This is a genomic window from Lysinibacillus sp. NPDC097279, assembly GCF_044761745.1.
Lineage (GTDB): Bacteria > Bacillota > Bacilli > Bacillales_A > Planococcaceae > Lysinibacillus.
Map to the genome: position 1 here is coordinate 394,170 of NZ_JBIWDA010000002.1, position 21,162 is coordinate 415,331.

Below are 21,162 nucleotides of genomic sequence, written 5' to 3' on the forward strand. Positions count from 1 at the left end.
AAATTGTAAAAGCGATATCAATAATCGTAAATATATACATTAAGTTAGAGAAATATATTAAAAATCATAAAATATTGAGTTTATAGTTGTATATTTAAACCAGAAAAATGATTGAAAGTTTAGTTTTACAAATAAAGTATAGGTCTTTAACAACACATCTTTTACAAATACTTTTAATATATACAAGAAATTTGTAAAATCAAATGAAATTTGTGTTTTAATAGATAGTGGAAAGTGAGTCTTTAAACTTAAGTTATAAGATGGGCAAAATACATAAATAGGAGTAATAAAAAACAATGAAATCAACACAATTAAGGCTAAAGCATTTAATAATGGGTTTAGCTATGGCAGCATTTTTCCTGACAAGTATCGGTAGCTTATGGAGTGGCTATGGCATGAATGTTGATTCGATAAAGGAAAATTCGCTTGAAACCAATCGTGTATATGCACAAAAATTGGCTACTACCGCAACTGCATACTTAGAAGAAGCCTTTCAAATTTTAGGTTATAGTGCGAGCAATATAGAATCAATAATGGATGATGAGGCTGCCTTAGATCGGGAAACAGACCGATTAAAAATGCAAAATAATATGTTTAACTCAGTTATTGTGTCCAACGCGGAAGGTTTAGTATTGTCAGTATCACCGCCTTCTGTTGATGTTAAAGGAAAGTATTTAACCTCTGAAGGTGGGAAAGAGGCATTATCTAAAAAAATGCCCCTTGTATCCAAACCGTATGAAGGTATTACTGGAAGACTAATTATCTTTATTTCATATCCTATATTTTCAGCGGAAAATGAATACTTAGGAATGGTAGCTGGCACAATTTATTTGAAGGAAAAAAATGTATTTAATTTGCTGTTAGGAGAGCATTATTATCACGACGGTTCGTATGTTTTTGTGGTGGATTCGGACGGACGTATTATCTACCATCAAGACCCATCTCGCGTTAATGATGTTGTAATAAAAAATAAAGCTGTACAAGAAGTGGTTTCTGGAAAAAATGGCGCGAAGCTAATTACGAATACAAAAGGGGTAGAGATGCTGGCAGGCTATAGTGCAGTGCCGCTAGCAGGTTGGGGAGTCGTTTCTCAAAGACCGTTAGATGTAGCGTTAGAGCCTTCATTCGATCGTGTACAAAGTGTTGCAATTAAGGCTATTCCACTTATGCTTTTATCTATCATCATTTTACTATGGACAGCGGCGAGGATTGCTCGTCCATTGCAACAATTAGCAACATTAACAGAAGAAAGTTTAGATTCAAGAAATGTAGAAGGGTTAAAATCCGTACGCAGTTGGTACTTTGAAGCGTATTATTTAAAAAGTGCACTAATCCGTAGTTTATCCTTTTTACAAGGGCAAGTTTCCTATTTTAAAGACCAATCAACAACAGATCCTTTAACTGGAGTAACAAACCGACGAACAATGGATGCCATGCTATCTGAATGGCACAAAAAACATATGATGCATTCGATTATTTTACTTGATTTGGATCACTTCAAGAGCGTTAATGATACGTATGGTCATGCAGTAGGAGACAAAGTACTGCAATTTTTAGCAAAAAATATGAAAGCTGTTGCCCGTGAACACGATATTTGCTGTCGATATGGTGGTGAGGAATTTATTATCTTATTGCCTAATACGTCTGCTGAAGAAGCGACAATTGTAGCAGAACATTTAAGACAACAATTAGCAAACTCGCATAGTCCATGTGGACGTCCAGTCACGTTATCAGCTGGGGTTGCGGAGTATCCCAAAATGGCTAGTACGACAGAAGCACTAATGGAAGCGGCAGATGGTGCACTGTATCTTGCTAAGCAGGCGGGGCGAAACCAAGTGAAGATTGCGGGAAAAGAATAGGGTAATGTATGAGAAAAGCGATGAGACAAAAGTGTCTCATCGCACAAAAAATTAATACCCCATACCCATGCCCATATGTTTATGGTGACCCATATGGTGCTGTGGCATATGGCAGTGATTGTGTGGCATACCGCATAGTGTGTGGTTTTCACAGCATTCATTTACTACGTTTTCAGTGCATGGGAAGTAGTATTGATGATCAATGATATGTTTGTTAACTGTTGTAATATGTGCTGGCTGAACGTGTGGTACAACTGTATGGATATAATTTGTGCGAACATATTGCTCTGGTGGTAAAAATTGTGGCGGGTCAAATTGTGTTGGCATTGTTTGTGGTGGGCAGCATTGTGGTCCTCTTCCATGGTGACGCTTACGATTAAACATGTTATTACCTCCTGTTTTGATAAGTTGTGGTTCATAATTAACATATGAGATGTAAGACTAAGTGGTCTATTTGTATGCCTATTAAGGGCTAGTTAAATCTCTTAACTGCCACAAAGTAATGAAATTTCGTGCCATACAATGTTTAATTGTCATAATGAAAGGCTAAATCATTTTTGATGCATCCAGCCAAAAAGTGAAAAATCCTTTTTCATTGTAGATATGGAAATGCCTAGAGAAAAAGGATAGTTCTCGTCAATAGCTTGGCGAAAGAACTATCCTTTATTTTATGGTCGATACCAATTTTCATCAAAATTAAGCTGTAACGCTTTCCCAAAAGCGATTCCAAACTGAATAAAACCTCTTCCTCTTGCAGTAATAATCGGACCATCTTGGACAATTAAATCATCAGAGTAATAGGTAAGATCAAAAACCCCTAATTGCTTCATACCATCAAGTGATAAGCCAACCGTATAGTTTCTGTCCTTCAAGACACCAGCTTTAGCTAAAAGGTAAGGAGAACTTGAAATACTAGCTATGATTGCCCCGTTAGCACTCATTTTTCGAATAAAATCAATTAGCTCTTGCACATCTACTAATGTCATAATGTCCAAACAGCCAGGTAATAACAGACTATCAAACTCTTCTAATTTGACTTCGCTCAATTGTATATCCGTTAAACAAGATAAACCTGATTCTCCTTTAATACTATTATTATTTAAACCAACCGTTACAATTGGTTTATTACCTTGCATTAATATTGATAATGCTACACTTAATTCATATTCACTAAACAAGGGGTATAACAATACGGCAGTTTTTTTCACGATTATCACATCTCCAATATACTTAAGGATACTGTATTTATTTTACAATATATTGAAAATTAGTTGTATAATATAAAAAAAGAAGAAGGGAATCGATGATGAAAAAGGGTGTATTTTTAACGTTTGTTTTTATAAGTATACTTGTTTTAACTGGCTGTTCAAAAAGTAGTGCTTATCGTACAGCAGATGCCATCGAAAAAGGGGATATTACCGTTACGCCGAGTGATGTTCACAACTTGGAGCGTTTTGAGCAATTTTTGCAGAGTATATCAAAGCAGCAAGAAGATACTATTCGGGTGACATCTTATACACTCGAAGGTGATCCTATTTTTATGGATCTACATTATGATGGAGAGAACATTCAATATGCATATGATAATACAAATGATGCTTTTGGTGGACAAGATAAAGGAATTAAAACTGAAATTTGTACAGGGATAACGAGCAAAGGTAAAGTAAATGGGGAAATAGAATACTATATTGCAGGTTGTTCAGACAATATGGACTATTCCTTATTCCAGGTAGATGATCGCTGAGAGGGGCGAAGAAATCACCATAAAAATCGGGGAAACGGCAATTATATATGAGAACAAGGGAGATAGATTTTAGATACTAAAGATGCCGTTTTAAAGGCAGAAATGTATTTAAATAATCCTCCTCAACAGACATATACTGCGCAATTGAATGTGAATGTAATGGAACTGACTGCTGAACAAATAAATACTCAATTACATCATCAAACGGGCATGTTAAATCGAATGTTTAATCGTAAAGAATGGGTGATTATGCTGCAATTTGATAATAGAAATCCAACAGTCGTGATAAATGCACATAATGGCAAACTGATTCAAATAATAGGAGCTACCAATTAGTTAAAACATGTCAAGGGCTTTAAAAGCGCCTTGACATGCTTATACTCCGTCTCGATGAATCAAGAATAGTTGAGTTAATTCATAATATCATCAATAGTTAAAGTAGTGTATTTTAATACATTTTTTAAATGTAACTCATTTCGAGACCACGCATCGTATTTTTCATACAATAAGCCAATTTTATGATTTGGTAACTCGGTAAGTGCGGAATACGAATAGCCATATTGTGGATAATCGACATCATACTTGTGATTCCAGTCGATTGTGTTTGTAGCTTTATCAATAAAACCTACCCATAACTGTCCATTTCTTCGGCCATTTGTGGAATTCGGCGTACTTAATATTACTGCTTCTTTGCCATTTATGAGCTGAGAATATTTAATAATTGACAGTTGTGTACCATAAGAGGTATTTTGCACGATGTCGAGATATTTCACTTCACTCCAACTATCTCCACTATCTAAACTCGTCATATAGCCGATTTTACCTGTTGTTGTTCTTAAATACGTTTGAATAACACCTGGTTGAATTTCCACCATTTGTGCTTCAGCCGTGGCATTAGTAAACGGCAGTGGAGCGGTTTTATGTGTCCAAGTTTGTCCATTGTCGTCGCTAATAATATATACCATTTGCTTACTTGCATATGAGGAAAAAATTATACGATTCGTATCTGTTAAGACCAAACCTTGTCCAGGGCTTAAGTACGAAGCGTTAGAATTTACTCCAAGGAATGGCGGTAATAATACAGGTGCATTCCAAGTTTCCCCTGTATTATCACTTGTCGTATATCCAATATAATTTGTAGGTGTAATTTTCAAGATGGAATCTTTATAAAAGATATTCATTTTCACTTGATTGCCATTTTTGTACTCAATGAGATTACCATTTTCAAATTTAACAGAGTACTGCTCCACATTTAAATATTCATTGTTCTTTTTTAAATTGTAGTAATTATCCACACTATATTCAGTTGGTGTATTTGAAGTATCATTATAAATTACACCGTTTTCACGAATCGAATAATTATAGGCAGTTTCAGAGCCATACTTTAATTTTAGGTAGAATTGTCCATTGATAGATTTGTAGCCTGAATCCGTTTTTAATGCATTCTGATTTCCTATTCCTGCTGGCATAAAATCAGACATTAAAATGACCTTATTATTCTGTTTATCTTGTACTAATGCGGAATCTATAAAAGAAGCACTACCACTTATCTGAATATTTTTTCCTACATCATCCCTAGGCCAATCAATTGTTTGTTCTGCATAGTCATCAAATTTTAAGGCTAGTTTGGGATTGGACCAAGTTACCCCATTATCATCACTATAAGAGGTAGCAATATTTATTTTACTTTTAGAATCATGTGTCCCTCCATATCTAGCATCCACACTTGCCAGAACTCTGCCATTACTTAGCGTATATATAGCAGGAATTCTGAAATAATTTGCTTTTGTTGCATCCCCAGCCTTGAAAATCAAATTGTCCGTAGTCGCATTGGTTGTGTCATTTAGTAGTTGGGCATCAGGTAGTGCTTCATTATAGATTTTGAGTGACTCTATTTCGCCATTAAATTTAAAGTCTAGTGCCCCTGCTCGATTAACGCCACCTAAAACAATGGAATTTGCGCCAGTAATGTTGTTAATCGCTTTAAACAATGAAACCTTACTCTCTACAACTTTTTCACCATTTGCATACAACGCGTAACTACCTTGTTGTGCGTTAGAAACAAATGCTATCGTGTTAGACACTTCTCCATTCTCGTCCTTGCCCCATAGCGATGCAGGCCTTGCAATCAAATAATTTATATTTGCATTAGCGTCTCTAACTTCAACACCCAATTCACCGTTATTTCGTAAAAAAATATCAAAATAATTATTTTTATAACCAGTATTTTTATTTGATATGCCAAACAAAGCTTGTAATGCATTTTGATTATTAGACTTAAACTTAATAATTATTGTAGAACTATCAGATGTCAGAGCTTGTTGTAGGTCATTCGTCACATCTAAACCTTGGTTATTTAACACTATATTATTTCTTTCAAAAATGGGTGTACTAACAGATTGCACTTGATTACTAATAACATTAGATTCTGCACTTACATAAGTTGGACTTATTTGGCTAAAGCCTAGCCCTAAAAGCAGTGTAGAGATACCGATTACTTTAAAAGGATATTTCATATTAAGCCTCCTCATAATTTTTAGATTGTCCAAGATTTACGCTATACTCGTACAGGCTAAATTTGTAAAGCGAAAGTTAGAACATTTTAGCTGTAAGTTACTAGATTTGTTTTGTGTTTTTACAGTAAAAACACAAAAATGAATAGTACCACCTCCATATAAAATTAACGCATGAAACATATTGAGTAATAAGTGTTTAGACCTACATAATGCGAAATAGGAGTATATTTTTCTCAAATGAAATGCGTACACAAGTGAATTATACATATATTCCGAAAATTCTCAACATTAACATTTTTAATAAATACTTAATAAAAGCACCTAATTATTCATACAAAAAACGCTATGAAACCATACATTGCTTACAATTTTCCTTAAAAGCAATGGATGAAAAGATGCTGAACTTTGGTGGATTTTTTTTTCAAAAATTTAAAATATAAAGAAAATTATTTACAATTAAATTTTAATTTGGTATATTTCAGTTGAAAGCGGTAACAGATAAATTTGAATATTGGGAGGGTGAAAAATGACATTAGAGAGATTAAAATGAATTTTTCCAGCTTTTTATGCTTGTTATGACGATGGGGTATGCATGTCTTCTACTGTCAGAGAAATGGGAACGATAGTTTAGTGGAGTTTGGATCTTAAATAAAAACTTACATGATTTGCATACCTAGGAACATCGTTAACAAAGGAATGTATGGCGTTACACGTTTTCCTTTAACTGGATATTTCTGAAAGTTCAGTCTTATGGCATACCTAATCTATCTAGTAAGAAGTTGATAGAAATTAAAACGGGTATTGGTGCATTCTATTTTCTCGTGGGAAGTGTAAGTGCTCCATTGAAGAAATTCCAGCAAGGAATTACATACTAATTGAATCGATGGAGCAATTGCTAATCGTAATACAAGCATTGTTATAAATTTGTTCTTTTCATACTTAAAAATATTTAATGGGAGGTATTTGAATGAAAAAGAAATTGTTAGTGCTTTTTGCCGTATTAGCTATGATGATTATTACTGCTTGTAGCAGTGGAGAAAAAGAAGCTACAACCAGCCAAAGTTCTTCAGGGGAATTTGAAGGAGAAATTACAGTTTGGCATTCCTTTACACAAGGGCCGAGACTTGAATTTATGCAAGCAGCTGCAGATTCATTTGTGAAAGAACACCCGAAAGTAAAAATAAAAATTGAAACGTTTGCATGGCCTGAATTTTATACGAAATGGACGACAGGTTTGCAATCTGGACAAGTTCCAGATGTGAGTACAGCATTACCAAACCATGTCGTTGAATTAATCGATGTTGATGCGCTTGTACCATTGAATGATGTCATTGATAACATCGGTAGAGATCGTTTTTATGAAGCTCCATTACAAGAAGGAACAGTGGATGAAAATAATTACTCGATACCATTGTATTCTCATGCCCAAGTTATGTGGTATAGAAAAGATTTATTAGAAGCAGCAGGATTGGAAGTTCCAAAAACATGGGACGAGCTATATGAAACTGCTAAAAAGTTAAATAATGCGCCTGATGTGTATGGATTATCAGTGCCGATGGGATCTGGCGACATGATGGCAACACGATTCCTCAATTTTTATGTGCGTTCTGCTGGTGAAACGTTAATAACGAAAGATGGAAAAGCAAACTTAACAAGTAAAGCTGCAATTGATGGTATCAATTATTGGATCAATATGTATAAAACGACATCGCCTGAAGGCTCAGTCAATTACAAAGTATTAGATCAGGCTAATTTATACTATCAAGGAAAAACTGCATTTGACTTTAATAGCGGTTTCCAAATCGGCGGAGTAGAAACGAATTCTCCACAGTTGCTGGATAAAATTGATGCTGCACCTATGCCAAAAATAAATGCGAATGATCCAGAAAACGGAATTGAAACATCAAACATTCCAGTTGTAGTGTGGAAAAATAGTAAGCATCCTGAAATTGCTAAGGCATTTGTAGAAAGCTTATATGAAAAAGAAGAATACATTAAGTTTTTACATTCAGTACCAGCGGGTATGTTACCTGCTTTAAAAGACATTGCGGAGGACCCAGCATTCTTAAATAATCCGACAATCCAGAAATTTGATCATGCCGTTAAAGTAATTAGCGCAGCCGTGGATAAAGGGACTGCAATCGGTATGGAGAATGGTCCAACCTTACAATCAGGTATTATCGTGAGCCAAGGCGTTATTGAGAAAATGTTCCAAGATATTGTGCTAAAAGATGTACCTGTAAACGAAGCTGCGGAAAAGGCCGAAAAGGAATTAAATGACTTATTTAAGATGTTAGGTAAATAAGCAGAGCTCGGACTACACAACTTACGACGCTCTCATAAATGATGAGAGCGTTTGTTTTTTTACTTGTTTCGCAGTAGTTCTCCACTTATTAAATGTGTGATGTCTTGAAATAAAGTGGAAGCAATTTAGCTAAAGTGTAACTGCAGTAACAGGTCTTTACATAACAGGAAAGGAGACGTGACATGGAAAAAAAGCTAAAGTCTTTTAATTGGACAGGTATGCTGTTCGTTTTACCTTCTGTCCTAATCGTTATTTTACTATTAATCTATCCGATTTTTTCGAGTATCTATTTTAGTTTTACTTCGAAAAATTTAATCCGTCCATTTTATGATTTTGTATGGTTAGATAACTTCAAATTTGTTTTAACTAATCCAGATTTTTATAGGGCTTTTCTCAATTCAATCAAATGGACTGTTTTGTCGTTAGCAGGGCAATTATTTGTTGGTTTCACTGCTGCGTTAGCCTTAAATAGAATTCCAAAATTCACGGGACTTTACCGAACTTTATTGATTATTCCTTGGGCATTTCCAGCAATCGTCATTGCCTTTTCATGGAAGTATATTCTAAACGATGTATACGGTTTTATACCTAATTTACTTACGAAGCTCGGAATAACAGAGGCAAATATTAACTTTCTGGCTAATCCAGATTTAGCTTTTATCGTTGTAGTATTAATCAATATTTGGTTTGGTGCACCACTGTTTATGGTAAATATTTTATCAGCTTTAAAAACGGTTCCATCAGAACAGTATGAAGCAGCCCAAATGGATGGGGCATCCTCCTTCCAAGTATTTTGGCATATTACGCTTCGACATATTCGTGTCGTTATAGGGTTACTGTTAGTTTTAAGAACGATTTGGGTCTTTAATAACTTTGATATCCTATACTTAATTACTGGTGGGGGACCTTCAGATATTACGACAACACTGCCAATCTTTGCATTTAAAGCTGGGTGGGGAATGAAGCAGCTTGGTGTCGCTTCTGCCATTACTGTCATTCTATTATTGTTTTTACTTGGTATTTGTTTCTTGTACTTTAAATTACTCGATAAATGGGAAAGGGAGGATCGATAATGGTAGGGAAAAGCAAACTATCTACAACATTGAATTATATTTATTTGACTTTATTAGCCATCGTGTCGGTCTTCCCGTTACTGTGGATTATTTTATCGTCAGTAAAGTCCTCAGGGGAAATGGCTAATAATCCACTTTCATTCTTTCCTGAAAATATAACATTTGATTACTATTTCAGAGTATTAAATGACTTATCGTTTACTACCAATATAAAAAATAGTTTATTAGTATCATTTTCAGCGACTTTCATTACCATCGTAGTGTCCGCATTAGGGGCATACGGCATTGTTCGTTTCTTTCCAAAGGCTGGAAAGAAAATGACAAAAATTTTAATTACTACTTATATGTTCCCGCCTATCCTTTTGGCTGTTCCATATTCGATTATTATCGTATCTGTAGGTTTAGTAAATACATGGACAGGACTAGTTATCACATATCTTTCCTTTTCCATTCCTTATGCGATATGGATGCTTATTGGATTCTTTCAAACTGTGCCGCTAGAAATAGAGGAAGCGGCAAAGGTAGATGGAGCTGGAATAGTGCGCACCTTTTTGCAAGTCGTGCTGCCAATTGTAGCACCAGGTGTGGTGGCAACTGCTATTTATACTTTTATCAATACGTGGAATGAGTTTTTATTTGCCTTGCTTCTTATAAATAGTTCTGAAAAGATGCCTATATCAGTGGCATTGTATTCCTTAACAGGCTCAGAAGTTTTGGACTGGGGAGAAATGATGGCCGCATCGGTAATTGTCATTTTACCTTCTATTATATTCTTCATGATTATCCAAAATAAGATTGCAGGCGGTTTATCGGATGGAGCAGGAAAATAATAATTGTTTAAATTGAGAGGAGATTAATTATGAGTCAAATCAACTATGGAGTAGTAGGGACTGGCTATTTTGGCGCTGGTCTTGCAAGAATACTAAACCGTTTAGAAGATGCAAAAATTGTAGCGGTATATGATCCAAGTAATGCAGAAGTGGTAGCTGCAGAGCTACAGTGTGAAGTTGAACCTGATGTTGAGGCATTGTGTCAACGTTCAGATATAGATGCGATTATTATCGCTTCCCCTAATGGATTTCATAAGCATCCCGTGTTAAGTGCTGCTCAAAATAACAAACATGTATTTTGTGAAAAGCCAATTGCTTTATCCTATGAAGATTGTAATGAGATGATTGAAGCTACGAAGCGAAACGACGTGACGTTTATGGCAGGGCATGTTATGAATTTTATGAACGGGGTACGTACAGCGAAAAGATTGATTAATGAAGGTGAAATTGGCGAAATTCTTTTCTGCCATGCAGAACGAAATGGCTGGGAAGAAGCACAAAAAGAAGTAAGCTGGAAAAAGCAAAGAGAACTTTCAGGCGGTCATTTATATCATCATATTCATGAACTTGATTTTATTCAGTTTTTAATGGGTCCAGCTAAACGTGTATCTATGGTTGGCGGAAATGTTGCGCATCAAGGGGAACAATTTGGTGATGAAGATGATATGCTGCTAATCACGCTTGAATTTGAAAATAAACGATTTGCAACATTACAATATGGATCTGCCTTTAGATGGAGCGATCATTTTGTAAAAATCCAAGGAACGAAAGGTGCCATTTTAATTGATTTGCAAGATGTGAAAGTCATTTTAAAAACGCCAGAAAAAGAAGAAAGATATTTACTGCATGAATCGAAAGAAGAAGATGAGGATCGTACAAGAATCTATAGTGGGTTAAAGTCTGATCAAGCGATTGCCTATGGTAAACCAAATCAAACACCACCAATGTGGCTGAATTCGATTATGGAAAAAGAAATGAAGTATTTCCATAGCATTATGCAAGGTGCAGAGGTAGAAGAAGAATTTATTCCTCTATTGGACGGTACTGCAGCGAGAGCCTCTATTGCGACAGCAGATGCCCTTACATTGTCATTGAATGAAGATCGAAAAGTTAGTGTTGACGAGATTACATCTAAAGGTGTTTATCAAAAGTAATTTTTAATGTTGAATAAAATGATTTGATTCGGGCATTAGTAGCGGGCATCCTTTACAGGACATGCCCTTAGTAATGCCCTTTTCCTTTTTCCTTTCACAACAACAATCTGTATCTTTTTAATCAAAAAACACCTCCTCATCGAAGGTGCTATTTTATAAGATTATAAAGTTGGCAACGGTTGGATGGCTGCCTTTTTCTTAACACGTCGCCATAAAACCAACATATAAACAAATAGGACAAAAATGATAATATACGCAGTTAGCATAGAACTTTCTGCATTTCCCATAAAGTTAAAGAAATTATTCAAACCATGGAAGAGAATCGTCAAAATAATGGATTGGCCATCAATAATTAGTAACGAAAGAACGAGACCTACTAGGAGTGCATAAATAATTTGAATGATTGTATCCTCAATAGATTGCCCCCCAATTAGCTGCAATGCATGGGTGATGCCAAACAGTATGCTCGAAATCCATACCGCAACAAAGGTTCCCTTAGGTAGCAACATACGAAGTAGGATGCCTCTAAAAATAGTTTCTTCAATAAACGCAACAATCAACATTTGCATCAAAAACATAAGTAGTAAATCGCTAAATGATGCAAAACTCAAACCTTTTGTCCCAATTAAAATAACACATAACACGATAAGGAGCGGTGAGTATACGATAATATTTTCTTTATTGATGCCAATAAAGAAGTAATGGCGCCATTTCTTTTTGATAGCAATATAAAGAAAGAGGCCAATTGCCAACGGAATCAACAAAGCAAATTGTAAAAAAGGGCTTGATGGCTGTTGAATGGATACGAATGCCCCATTTACAACATAAAAAATTATGAGAAGCATTTCTAAAGCAATAATTTTCAAAATGATTTTTTTCATTTCGTCGATTCCCTTCAAAGTTAATGATTTTACTTTTCTTTATTTAATGTTTGAATGTACCGTTTTATGATGAGATTGCAGAAGCTTTTCGTAACGCACTAGAGATTAAGATATAGATGAAAATGATAATAACTAGTAAGCTAGCGATGATAGAAAAAGCAGAAGTGTTCGAAACTAATTCAAATAGCGGTGTATACCATTCGAAAATAACCATCATGATCGGAATCAACGCAAGTAATCCAATAAAGCTATAGCCACCTAATATTCCGAATCGGTAAAATATGACATTTAAAAGCAAGCTTGAAGTTAAACAGAATAGAAGTAACACGGTATCCATCGACATAGTTAATAAAAATGAATAAGAATTACTGAAAAATAAAATAGGGTGGACAATAATCATATTGTCATAATTTAATAGGTTAGAAATGAGGGTTATGATTTTATGTGTACAAGAAATTATAAATGCACCAGCAAGGCTCCAGACGATGAAAAACAAGCCAACGTTGCACATATACTGCATACGACTTAAGCCAAGCTTCAAAAAATATGGCAATGTGTTATTTAAAATTTTCGCTCCCTTAACACTATAAAAAATATAGACAGGTATTGAAATCGTCATAGCAAAGGATACATACTGTCCAAAAAAGGCGTCGATGAAAAATGATAGACTGACGATAGAAAACACAATCATCCAAAAAATAATATTACTTTTTTTATAGCTTTGAAATAGAACGTATAAGCTCCCTTGTACTGTTTTCATTTCGCTAGCCTCGCTTTCTGCTGCTTACTTAAATACACTAATAGGTCTTGTAAAGATACATTTTCTAGCGTGATGTTATCTCCTTCAATAACATGACCTTCAGCATATACAATGGCGGTCATCTCCTGCATAAAAGTGTGCATGTAAATTACTTCTAATTCTTGGATTGCGAGCTCGACATCTTGTGTGCTTCCTTTAACTGCAACGATATATTTTTCCCATTCTTCTACGGTTTTTTGAAGCAATATTTCACCTTCGTGCAGGATAAGAATTTCCTCAAACAATTCACTAGCTTCATCTATTAAATGTGTCGATAAAAGAAATAGTCTTGGATTTTCTATTTGTTGTTCTATTAATAAATCATAAAATGTATTTCTTGCGGCAACATCTAATCCAATATAGGGCTCATCAAATATCGTGATTGTTGCATTACTAGCAAACCCTGTTATAATACCGAGTGCAGAGACCATCCCTTTCGAAAGATTGCGCACCTTATATTTTGGATGAAGAGCAAACACTTGCAGCAGCTCATTTGCAAGCTGACTATCCCACTTTGGATAGAAAAAACTATTGGCCTTTAAACTTTGCGCAACTGTCATATCTTCTTGAAAATTCCTACTCTCAGCGACATAACAAATGTCTCGCAATATCACGGGAGCATTAAAAACATTCTCGCCATTGATACAAATTTGTCCTTCAGTTGTTGCAATAAGCCCTGCTAATAGATTGAGAAATGTTGTTTTACCAGCGCCGTTATGACCTAACAAACCGATAATTTTAGGCCCTTCTAGAGTAAATGATACATTTTTTAAAGCATACTTTTGCTTATACAACTTACTTACATTACTCACATCGATCTTCATACGTTATCCCCTCTGTAACATATTTTGTAATTCTTCATCTGAGATACCTAAACGGATTGCTTCTTTTTTTAATGGTTCAATATGTTGAGTAAAGAAAATTTCCTTCCGTTCGGCTATTAAAATTTTCCGTGCGTCAGGACTAACAAACATACCTACACCTCGTTTTTTATAAATGACACCCTTTTCCACTAATTCGTTCACGCCCTTTCCTGCAGTTGCAGGATTAATTTGATATTCTTTTGCAAATTCATTTGTCGATGGAATGCGATCTTCAGATTGTAGTTGCCCATCAAGTATTGCATCTTCAATCCGTTCACGAATTTGTTGGAAAATTGGTTTTTCATTGCTTAAAGAATAAATCACAATCCACCTCCTAGTTAATCGGTTCATTACTTATGTAACTAACCATACAACGTAATAATAAAATTGTCAATTTATAGTTGGTAAATTATTCTTTAAATGTGCGGAGCAAATAAAGTTGGAATCAGTAAATAAGGTTTACTGTTATGGAAAAGAAAATGGACAGGACTACCAAGATTATGGCATTGCAAATATTCTTTTTTAGAATAAATTATCCTTTTTCAAAAAAATAAATATAATCCCGTTCTACTATTTAGTAAGGGATTATATTACGCTTTAAATCTGCAACAATCGTGCCAGATTGTGGTGTAACAATATACTTCATAATTACGGATTAATGTTAAAATATATAAAGTTATAAATTGAACTAAAACTAAAGTCTGTCCTCAATGGGGGGAACTAAGTTGAAAATTATCAAAGTAATGCTAGCTTTAATTGTAGTAGCGATTTCAATGTACGGATTAATGACAAAGGATTTTTCATATGCTCCAATATCATCTTTATTGCTTGGAATTCTCTTTGCAATTATGGGAATTGAAGAATATAAAATGAAAGGAAAAAATGGTTGGGGACTGGTTCTTATAATAGGATCTTTGTTAATTATTGCGATGGCTCTTTTTAGTTTTTAAGTATGTTAGTGTGTCATTAACACTTAATAGAATACGAATGAACAACTCGAAAACATTATAAGTCCAAGCAATACGAGGAGGACTTGTAAAATGAAAAACAAACCCGGGATGGGATTCCCGGGTTTGTTTTTACTTATTGGCAACTAAGACTAATTTACCTGTATCCAGTACCTCTTCGTATTGAGCAGCTTCCGATTTACTTAATCCGACAGAAGCTAACTTATTGCGGAGCTCATCTCCACGGGAATTTACCAGGTTCTTCATAGAAGTCAGGAACCCTTGCTCGCTAATACCAGCTTCTTCAGTTCCCAGTGCTTCGTTAATATCATCTTCACGTTCTTCATAGTGTGCAAAGATGTAAATGTTATCTCGAAGATAACCTTGCGCTTCTAATTTCTCCACTTCTTGTTTCGCCTGTACGACGTTTTCTACTGTTAATTTGACTGTCATTATATATCCCTCCTATTTATGTTCACATTTAATCTATTCCACTAAATTGCATAAATAAAACATGGAAAAAGTCACCTTCTATAGGTGGTGAGGCTTTATGCTTTTAAAAAACTAATAGGTAGTAAACGCAATGATCCCTTGTTCATCATCAAGCTTTACTTCAACCACTGCTGCGAACGGATCCATGTTCAAAAATTTCTCAAGCGATAGTCGTAGTGTGTATGCAGCTTATTTAAAGGATACGGATGTATTTGTTGTTGTGCCTTTTTTAGTGATAGGGTCCAATATTTACAATAGTACTTTTCAAGATTATGCAGAGTGAATTAGCTAGCGCTCGTTTTCATTAAAGGACCAGATTATAGAATAAGGGGTATAGCCAAATTTATACGGATTTACAACGTAAGCAAAGAACTATCCCCAAAAGGTCCTCTTCTTCATCCGTTATTTAATTTTATGTTTAGAGATACACTGTAGGGGTATACGTATAGAGAGTACCATTTAAAATTTAGGAGGAATAGAATATGTCACATGAACAACACCAAGAATTAATCCAGGCTTTACACCAATGTATGGCTGCCTGCAATCACTGCTTTGATGCTTGTCTAAAGGAAGACGATGTAAAGATGATGGCTGAATGCATCAGATTAGACCGAGAATGTGCAGATATCTGTAACTTTTTAGAGCAGGCGTTAGCACGAAATACACTATTTGCTTCAGAGCTTGCATCAGTATGTGCGACAGTATGCGAGGCGTGTGGCAATGAGTGTAAGAAACATGATCATGAACATTGCCAGCAGTGTGCAGAAGCTTGTTTCAAATGTGCAGAGGCTTGCAGAAAGCTAGCTGCTTAATTTCTTTTCTTACTTGAAAGATACTTTATCCAAGCATTAAGTATTTTTTCACGAGCGGGAGCGGGGACGTCCAATTATTGGGCGTCTTTTTGTTTTTTTGCATATTAAGCATATGTGGACAGTTTCGGCTTCGTTCTCAAGATTTAAAGCAAACGGCATTTACAGCACCTTTGAATGTAAAATGATAATCCACAATCTGGCGCTTTCCTGAAATAATAGGGGAAGGCCCCCCTTAGGATTTAATACAGAAAAATTAAAAGAGTACTTCATACAGATACAGTCAGGAGAACATTTAAAGCCATCGACCAGGTTATTGAATAACAATATTTTATTGAATTTTACCTGATTTTGATTTGGTAGCCTATATAAAATCTCGTTGATAAAATAATAAAAAACAGATAGGACAGTATCAATAAATAATACTAGTTCTACCTGTTTCAATGATCAAACCCCTAACTATACCAATATTAAGCTACTGTTTTTTGCATGTTAGGTCAGTTCGTCTTAGATGTTCCTTTTTTTACAATTATTTTACGCCTGGCACCCAACCAACATTACGTTTCATCATGTTCATTAGCGGCTCTGGAATGTTATTATCACGACTCATATCCATTTCAGTAATTACTGGTTCACCAGCTGCTACCTTTTCTACCCAGTGTGGTTCAATTAATAGCTCGCGACCTAGTGCAAGTAAATCAGCACCTGTTTCCATCGCTTCTTTCGCATCTTCTGGTGAATAAATAGAACCAACGCCTATCAACGGTACACGACCGTCAATCACGCGTTTTAAAATTTTAATACGGTTTTCTTTTTCACCGCTATAACGACGCGCTTCTGCACGGAAATCACCTAATGAAATGTGTAAGTAATCGAGCTTTTCATCTGCTAAACGATCTACAAGTTGAATCGTTTCATCTAGAGTGATACCGTCATCTTCAGGCTCTTCTGGGCTAAAACGATAACCAATGATAAATTGGTCATCAGCATATTGCACTTTTGCACGGTTTATACTATCGATGATTTTTAATAAAAATGTCATACGTTTTTCAACAGAGCCACCGTAACTGTCTGTACGTTTATTTGTAAAGCCTGAGAAGAATTGTTGCAATAAATACGTATTGGCACCGTGAATTTCCACACCGTCAAATCCTGCTTCAATAGCACGACGTGTCGTTTCACCAAATGCAAAGACTATTTCCTCAATTTCTTCTACCGTTAATGCACGAGCCACACCGCCATCTGCTGCAACGGTTTCACTTGCGCTTACGACATCGCCATTTGGCACAAGGTCACGTACTGCTTGGCGTCCACCATGATAAATTTGTAAAATTGCTTTTGCTCCACCATCGTGAATCGCATCAGCAATACGTTTTAAGCTCGGAATATATTCATCGCTATGCGCAGATATTTGACCTGGGAAGCCTTTCCCATTAGGAATCACGTACGCACATGCTGTAATCACCATACCGACGCCATATGAGCGCTCACGGTAATATGTAATCTCCGCATCTGATACTGTATCATCAGCATTTGCTGAGTAAGTTGTCATTGGCGCCATCATGTAACGATTACGAATTGTGACGCCGTTTTTAAAAGTAAATGGTGTTAAATAAGTTGTCATGTTATTCACTCCTTCTAAAACAAGAGTAAATTTATCGGATTTAAAAGTCAAAGATTGCGCTTGACTACTATATTTTATTTCCTGAATCATAGTAAAAAGCAGTAGAACATAAGGGTCGTTGTGTTAAATCACTATTTAGATGGTCACATGAAGTAAAGAACTTTCATTCAATTAAGACACTCATGTAGAAATGGGTGTTTTTTTATTTTAGGACCAAATTGTTTAATAAAGAGATTTTGCAATCTAGAAGAAATTATTGATTGTTATGTGTGCTATACTTGACTTTGCACATGACATTAATGAAAACTGCAAAGTATAATGTGACATCCCTCATGAACAAAGGAGAACTGAAAATGAGAAAACTTGTTCTATTTCTGCACACATCGCTTGACGGTTTTGTAGAAGGGCCAAACGGTGAAATGGACATTGGTTGGGTTTCCTACGATTCTGATTTGGAGAAACATGCGAAAGAAATTCTGAGTACTGCCGACACTGTCATTTGGGGACGCGGGACTTATCAGATGATGCACAGTTACTGGCCATCTGTGCCTTCGAACCCATCAGCTTCGCAGTACGAACGGAATCATGCCGAGTGGATCGAAAAGACAGACAAAATCGTTTTTTCCACGACGCTGGAGAAAGTCGAATGGAACAATTCCAGTCTGGTGAAAGAAAATGTCGAGGAAGAGATCAAGAACCTCAAACAGCAGCCAGGCAAGGATATGGTCATCCTCGGAAGTCCTAGATTCGCACACTACCTTATGCAGTTTGATTTAATTGATGAGTATAAAATTACGGTTTCTCCCGTCCTGGTCGGCAGCGGGTTGCCGTTATTCCAAGGTCTCAAGGAGAAGGTCAATCTTAAACTTATCGAAAACAAGACATTTGATTCTGGAGCCATAGGTCTCGTTTACCAGACGGTTAGATGACCTTGTCACCTAAAATAGATTACGCTAACAGGATTACGTTAGCACAATAAAGGCAGTGGCAGTCTAGGTCTTTCGAGTTCCTAGTCTGTCACTGCTTTTTTTACGAGTTAGTCTAATTCAGTTTGTCGGGTGATAGACAAACTTTGAAATTGTAATTGTATTATCTTGAAATCAAGTCTTGCATATAAGGACGCGATTTTGTAGCAAGAATCAGCGCTCGTTTTCATTAAAGGGCCATATTCCAATAAAGAAGGATGGGTTTTTATTCTGATTGGTTGCAAGGCCATCTGGAATACAGAGTCCAAGCAATATGAGGAGGGCTTGTAAAATGAAAAACAAACCCAGGATTGGATTCCTGGGTTTGTTTTTACTTATTGGCAATTAGGACTAATTTTCCTGTATCCAGTTCCTCTTCGTATTGAGCAGCTTCCGATTTACTTAATCCGACAGAAGCTAACTTATTGCGGAGTTCATCTCCACGGGAATTCACCAAGTTCTTCATAGAAGTCAGGAACCCTTGCTCGCTAATACCAGCTTCTTCTGTCCCTAGTGCTTCGTTAATGTCATCTTCACGATCTTCATAGTGTGCAAAGATGTAAATGTTATCTCGAAGATATCCTTGCGCTTCTAATTTCTCCACTTCTTGTTTCGCCTGTACGACGTTTTCTACTGTTAATTTGACTGTCATAATATATCCCTCCTATTTATGTTCACATTTAATCTATTCCACAAAATTGAATAAATAAAACATGGAAAAAGTCACCTTCTATATGTGGTGAGGCTTATGCTTTTAAAAACTAATAGGTAGTAAATGCAATAATCAGTAGTAAACAGTTTCATGATTGTCAAAAGGAAGAACAGCTTGAGGCAAATGAATGCCAACAAGCTGTACTTATTAGGAACTATACGCAATAATTCCTTGTTCATCATCAAGCTTTCTCAATCGCTGCTGCGAACAGATTCATTGAATTTACTGACAAATAATATCTCTATTACCCATAATCGAAGTTGATAAACAATCATCCACTTTTCTGGAATTCAAAAAAAGACCTTCGGCTGCAATAGCTGTTAGGTCCTTATTTTTATGCCATTTTATTGGTTTTTTCAATATCTTCTACTTTGATATACTTCAAGACAACAAACAGGAGAATAAATCCCAATACACTTGCCGTAATATAGCTTGCATTGAGATAGTTTTTCATGACTAATGACATAATTGGAGGGCCAGCTGCAACGCCAATAAATCGTGCCGAACTGTAAAAAGAGGATACTGTTCCCCTTAACTCTTTTCTAATATTGTCAGTAATAATTGTGTCAAGTGCAGGTAATAGGGCACCGATAGCAATCCCCACTATACTCGTGACGACTAATAAAAGAATCAGCTTTTTGCTTGTAAACCCAACAAAGATAATACCGACAGACATTGCGATTAAGGAGGTAATGATTATTTTTTTAATTCTTCCAACGTTTCCTTTAATTTTCCGCCCAGATATAAATGAAGCTATACAAAGTAATAATAGCGGGATGGCCAAGACAAACCCTTTTTTAATACCTTTTATATCATGAACTTTTTCGAGGTTTTCGGACAAGAAAAATAGCATACTAAATAATATGAGCATCACAAGGATCCCGTTAAGGAATACGGTATACAACCATTTTCCTTCCTCCTTGAAAACTTTTTTAGTATTTTGTAAAAACTCTTTGAACTTCAATGGTTCATCATCATCTTTCGGAGCTTTAACGAAGAAAAAAATAAGTACAATCGAAATCAGACTAAGCGCTGAAATGGAGAAGAAGGGAAGGAACCATAAAAAAGCTGCAAATATTGAACCAAGAATGGGGCTTAACACTTTCCCAAACGTGTTAGACGTTTCAATTATCCCTAATGTAGAGCTTATTTTTTCGTCATCATCCTGATAAAGATCACCTACAAGAGGCAATACAATCGGCATGGCACCAGCAGCGCCTATTCCTTGAATAATTCTGCCCACAATAATCATTGTATAAGGGTCATCCATTTTCCATGAAGCAAATCCAGCAATTAGACCACCGATTAAAGCTAAAATTAAGCTTGGTAATATTACTATTTTTCTGCCGAAGCGGTCCGATAAATAGCCAGCTACGGGGATAAGAAAAATCGCTGCGACTGAATAGCTTGTAATGATCATACTCGACTGAAATGAAGTAATTCCGACCTTATCTTCCAGTTTTGGGAGCACGGGAATAAGCATCGAATTTCCCAATGTCATGATAAGTGGAATGGAAGTCAAACTTACAATACACCAGACACTAACATTAACCTTCTCTTTGTCCATTACCACACCTCGTCTAATATTC

At 35.8% G+C, this 21,162-nt stretch carries 21 protein-coding genes; 10 read left to right on the top strand and 11 right to left on the bottom strand.

Annotation, left to right across the window (positions count from 1 at the left end; translation table 11 throughout):
- Positions 1-296: 296 nt before the first annotated feature.
- Positions 297-1,859 (top strand): sensor domain-containing diguanylate cyclase, encoded by a 1,563-nt coding sequence (locus tag ACIQ1H_RS11965; protein WP_402888985.1) that lies wholly within the window; start codon positions 297-299, stop codon positions 1,857-1,859.
- Positions 1,860-1,910: 51 nt separating this feature from the next.
- On the opposite strand, the gene ACIQ1H_RS11970 is transcribed toward ACIQ1H_RS11965, so the two are convergent.
- Together ACIQ1H_RS11970 and ACIQ1H_RS11975 are read right to left on the bottom strand one after the other, a co-directional pair.
- Positions 1,911-2,243 (bottom strand): CotD family spore coat protein, encoded by a 333-nt coding sequence (locus tag ACIQ1H_RS11970; RefSeq protein WP_173478152.1) that lies wholly within the window; start codon positions 2,241-2,243, stop codon positions 1,911-1,913.
- A gap of 284 nt (positions 2,244-2,527) precedes the next feature.
- Entirely contained in the window at positions 2,528-3,067 is a 540-nt protein-coding gene (locus ACIQ1H_RS11975) for a DJ-1/PfpI family protein (protein WP_402888987.1), read from the bottom strand.
- A 95-nt stretch (positions 3,068-3,162) separates the two neighbouring features.
- Between ACIQ1H_RS11975 and ACIQ1H_RS11980 the strand changes: the two genes are divergently transcribed.
- Positions 3,163-3,603, top strand: coding sequence for a DUF4362 domain-containing protein (locus ACIQ1H_RS11980; RefSeq protein WP_402888989.1), 441 nt, complete (start codon positions 3,163-3,165; stop codon positions 3,601-3,603).
- Positions 3,604-3,762: 159 nt separating this feature from the next.
- Positions 3,763-3,939: a hypothetical protein gene (locus ACIQ1H_RS11985; protein ID WP_402888991.1), complete on the top strand. Its 177-nt coding sequence runs from the start codon at positions 3,763-3,765 to the stop codon at positions 3,937-3,939.
- Positions 3,940-4,013: 74 nt separating this feature from the next.
- Here the strand turns inward: ACIQ1H_RS11985 and ACIQ1H_RS11990 are convergent, their stop codons facing one another.
- Positions 4,014-6,119, bottom strand: coding sequence for a sialidase domain-containing protein (locus ACIQ1H_RS11990; protein WP_402888993.1), 2,106 nt, complete (start codon positions 6,117-6,119; stop codon positions 4,014-4,016).
- Between the two features lie 967 nt (positions 6,120-7,086).
- Here ACIQ1H_RS11990 and ACIQ1H_RS11995 point away from each other — a divergent pair.
- The 4 genes from ACIQ1H_RS11995 to ACIQ1H_RS12010 all read left to right on the top strand — a co-directional run bounded on the left by ACIQ1H_RS11995 (position 7,087) and on the right by ACIQ1H_RS12010 (position 11,481).
- A complete protein-coding gene (locus ACIQ1H_RS11995; RefSeq protein ID WP_173478157.1) occupies positions 7,087-8,424 on the top strand; it encodes an ABC transporter substrate-binding protein in 1,338 nt (445 codons plus the stop codon).
- A gap of 182 nt (positions 8,425-8,606) precedes the next feature.
- The gene (locus tag ACIQ1H_RS12000; RefSeq protein WP_402888996.1) at positions 8,607-9,497 is read left to right on the top strand and encodes a carbohydrate ABC transporter permease; all 891 of its coding nucleotides are present in this window, start codon (positions 8,607-8,609) and stop codon (positions 9,495-9,497) included.
- On the top strand, positions 9,497-10,327 hold the full coding sequence (locus ACIQ1H_RS12005) for a carbohydrate ABC transporter permease (protein WP_217270247.1): 831 nt from the start codon (positions 9,497-9,499) through the stop codon (positions 10,325-10,327). The genes ACIQ1H_RS12000 and ACIQ1H_RS12005 overlap by 1 nt, the downstream gene beginning before the upstream one ends.
- A 29-nt stretch (positions 10,328-10,356) precedes the next feature.
- Entirely contained in the window at positions 10,357-11,481 is a 1,125-nt protein-coding gene (locus ACIQ1H_RS12010) for a Gfo/Idh/MocA family protein (RefSeq protein ID WP_402888998.1), read from the top strand.
- 161 nt (positions 11,482-11,642) lie between these two features.
- Here ACIQ1H_RS12010 and ACIQ1H_RS12015 read toward each other — a convergent pair whose 3' ends face one another.
- The 4 genes from ACIQ1H_RS12015 to ACIQ1H_RS12030 form a co-directional block, all read right to left on the bottom strand.
- The gene (locus ACIQ1H_RS12015; RefSeq protein WP_402889000.1) at positions 11,643-12,362 is read right to left on the bottom strand and encodes a CPBP family glutamic-type intramembrane protease; all 720 of its coding nucleotides are present in this window, start codon (positions 12,360-12,362) and stop codon (positions 11,643-11,645) included.
- 64 nt (positions 12,363-12,426) lie between these two features.
- Positions 12,427-13,122, bottom strand: a complete 696-nt coding sequence (locus ACIQ1H_RS12020; RefSeq protein ID WP_402889002.1) for a hypothetical protein — start codon at positions 13,120-13,122, stop codon at positions 12,427-12,429.
- On the bottom strand, positions 13,119-13,985 hold the full coding sequence (locus ACIQ1H_RS12025) for an ABC transporter ATP-binding protein (protein WP_402889004.1): 867 nt from the start codon (positions 13,983-13,985) through the stop codon (positions 13,119-13,121). The genes ACIQ1H_RS12020 and ACIQ1H_RS12025 overlap by 4 nt, the downstream gene beginning before the upstream one ends.
- A 3-nt stretch (positions 13,986-13,988) precedes the next feature.
- Positions 13,989-14,348, bottom strand: coding sequence for a GntR family transcriptional regulator (locus ACIQ1H_RS12030; RefSeq protein WP_402889006.1), 360 nt, complete (start codon positions 14,346-14,348; stop codon positions 13,989-13,991).
- 401 nt (positions 14,349-14,749) lie between these two features.
- Here ACIQ1H_RS12030 and ACIQ1H_RS12035 point away from each other — a divergent pair, with 401 nt between their 5' ends.
- The gene (locus ACIQ1H_RS12035; protein ID WP_402889008.1) at positions 14,750-14,974 is read left to right on the top strand and encodes a hypothetical protein; all 225 of its coding nucleotides are present in this window, start codon (positions 14,750-14,752) and stop codon (positions 14,972-14,974) included.
- Positions 14,975-15,103: 129 nt separating this feature from the next.
- Here the strand turns inward: ACIQ1H_RS12035 and ACIQ1H_RS12040 are convergent, their stop codons facing one another.
- Entirely contained in the window at positions 15,104-15,424 is a 321-nt protein-coding gene (locus tag ACIQ1H_RS12040) for a YflT domain-containing protein (protein ID WP_402889010.1), read from the bottom strand.
- A 521-nt stretch (positions 15,425-15,945) separates the two neighbouring features.
- On the opposite strand from ACIQ1H_RS12040, the gene ACIQ1H_RS12045 reads away from it, so the two are divergent.
- On the top strand, positions 15,946-16,275 hold the full coding sequence (locus ACIQ1H_RS12045) for a four-helix bundle copper-binding protein (RefSeq protein WP_173478164.1): 330 nt from the start codon (positions 15,946-15,948) through the stop codon (positions 16,273-16,275).
- 526 nt (positions 16,276-16,801) lie between these two features.
- Here ACIQ1H_RS12045 and ACIQ1H_RS12050 read toward each other — a convergent pair.
- Entirely contained in the window at positions 16,802-17,896 is a 1,095-nt protein-coding gene (locus ACIQ1H_RS12050) for an NADH-dependent flavin oxidoreductase (RefSeq protein WP_402889012.1), read from the bottom strand.
- Between the two features lie 353 nt (positions 17,897-18,249).
- Here ACIQ1H_RS12050 and ACIQ1H_RS12055 point away from each other — a divergent pair, with 353 nt between their 5' ends.
- A complete protein-coding gene (locus ACIQ1H_RS12055) occupies positions 18,250-18,825 on the top strand; it encodes a dihydrofolate reductase family protein (protein ID WP_402889013.1) in 576 nt (191 codons plus the stop codon).
- 367 nt (positions 18,826-19,192) lie between these two features.
- On the opposite strand, the gene ACIQ1H_RS12060 is transcribed toward ACIQ1H_RS12055, so the two are convergent.
- Together ACIQ1H_RS12060 and ACIQ1H_RS12065 are read right to left on the bottom strand one after the other, a co-directional pair.
- Positions 19,193-19,513, bottom strand: a complete 321-nt coding sequence (locus tag ACIQ1H_RS12060) for a YflT domain-containing protein (protein ID WP_402889015.1) — start codon at positions 19,511-19,513, stop codon at positions 19,193-19,195.
- Between the two features lie 394 nt (positions 19,514-19,907).
- Positions 19,908-21,140: an MFS transporter gene (locus ACIQ1H_RS12065; protein ID WP_402889017.1), complete on the bottom strand. Its 1,233-nt coding sequence runs from the start codon at positions 21,138-21,140 to the stop codon at positions 19,908-19,910.
- Positions 21,141-21,162: the final 22 nt, after the last annotated feature.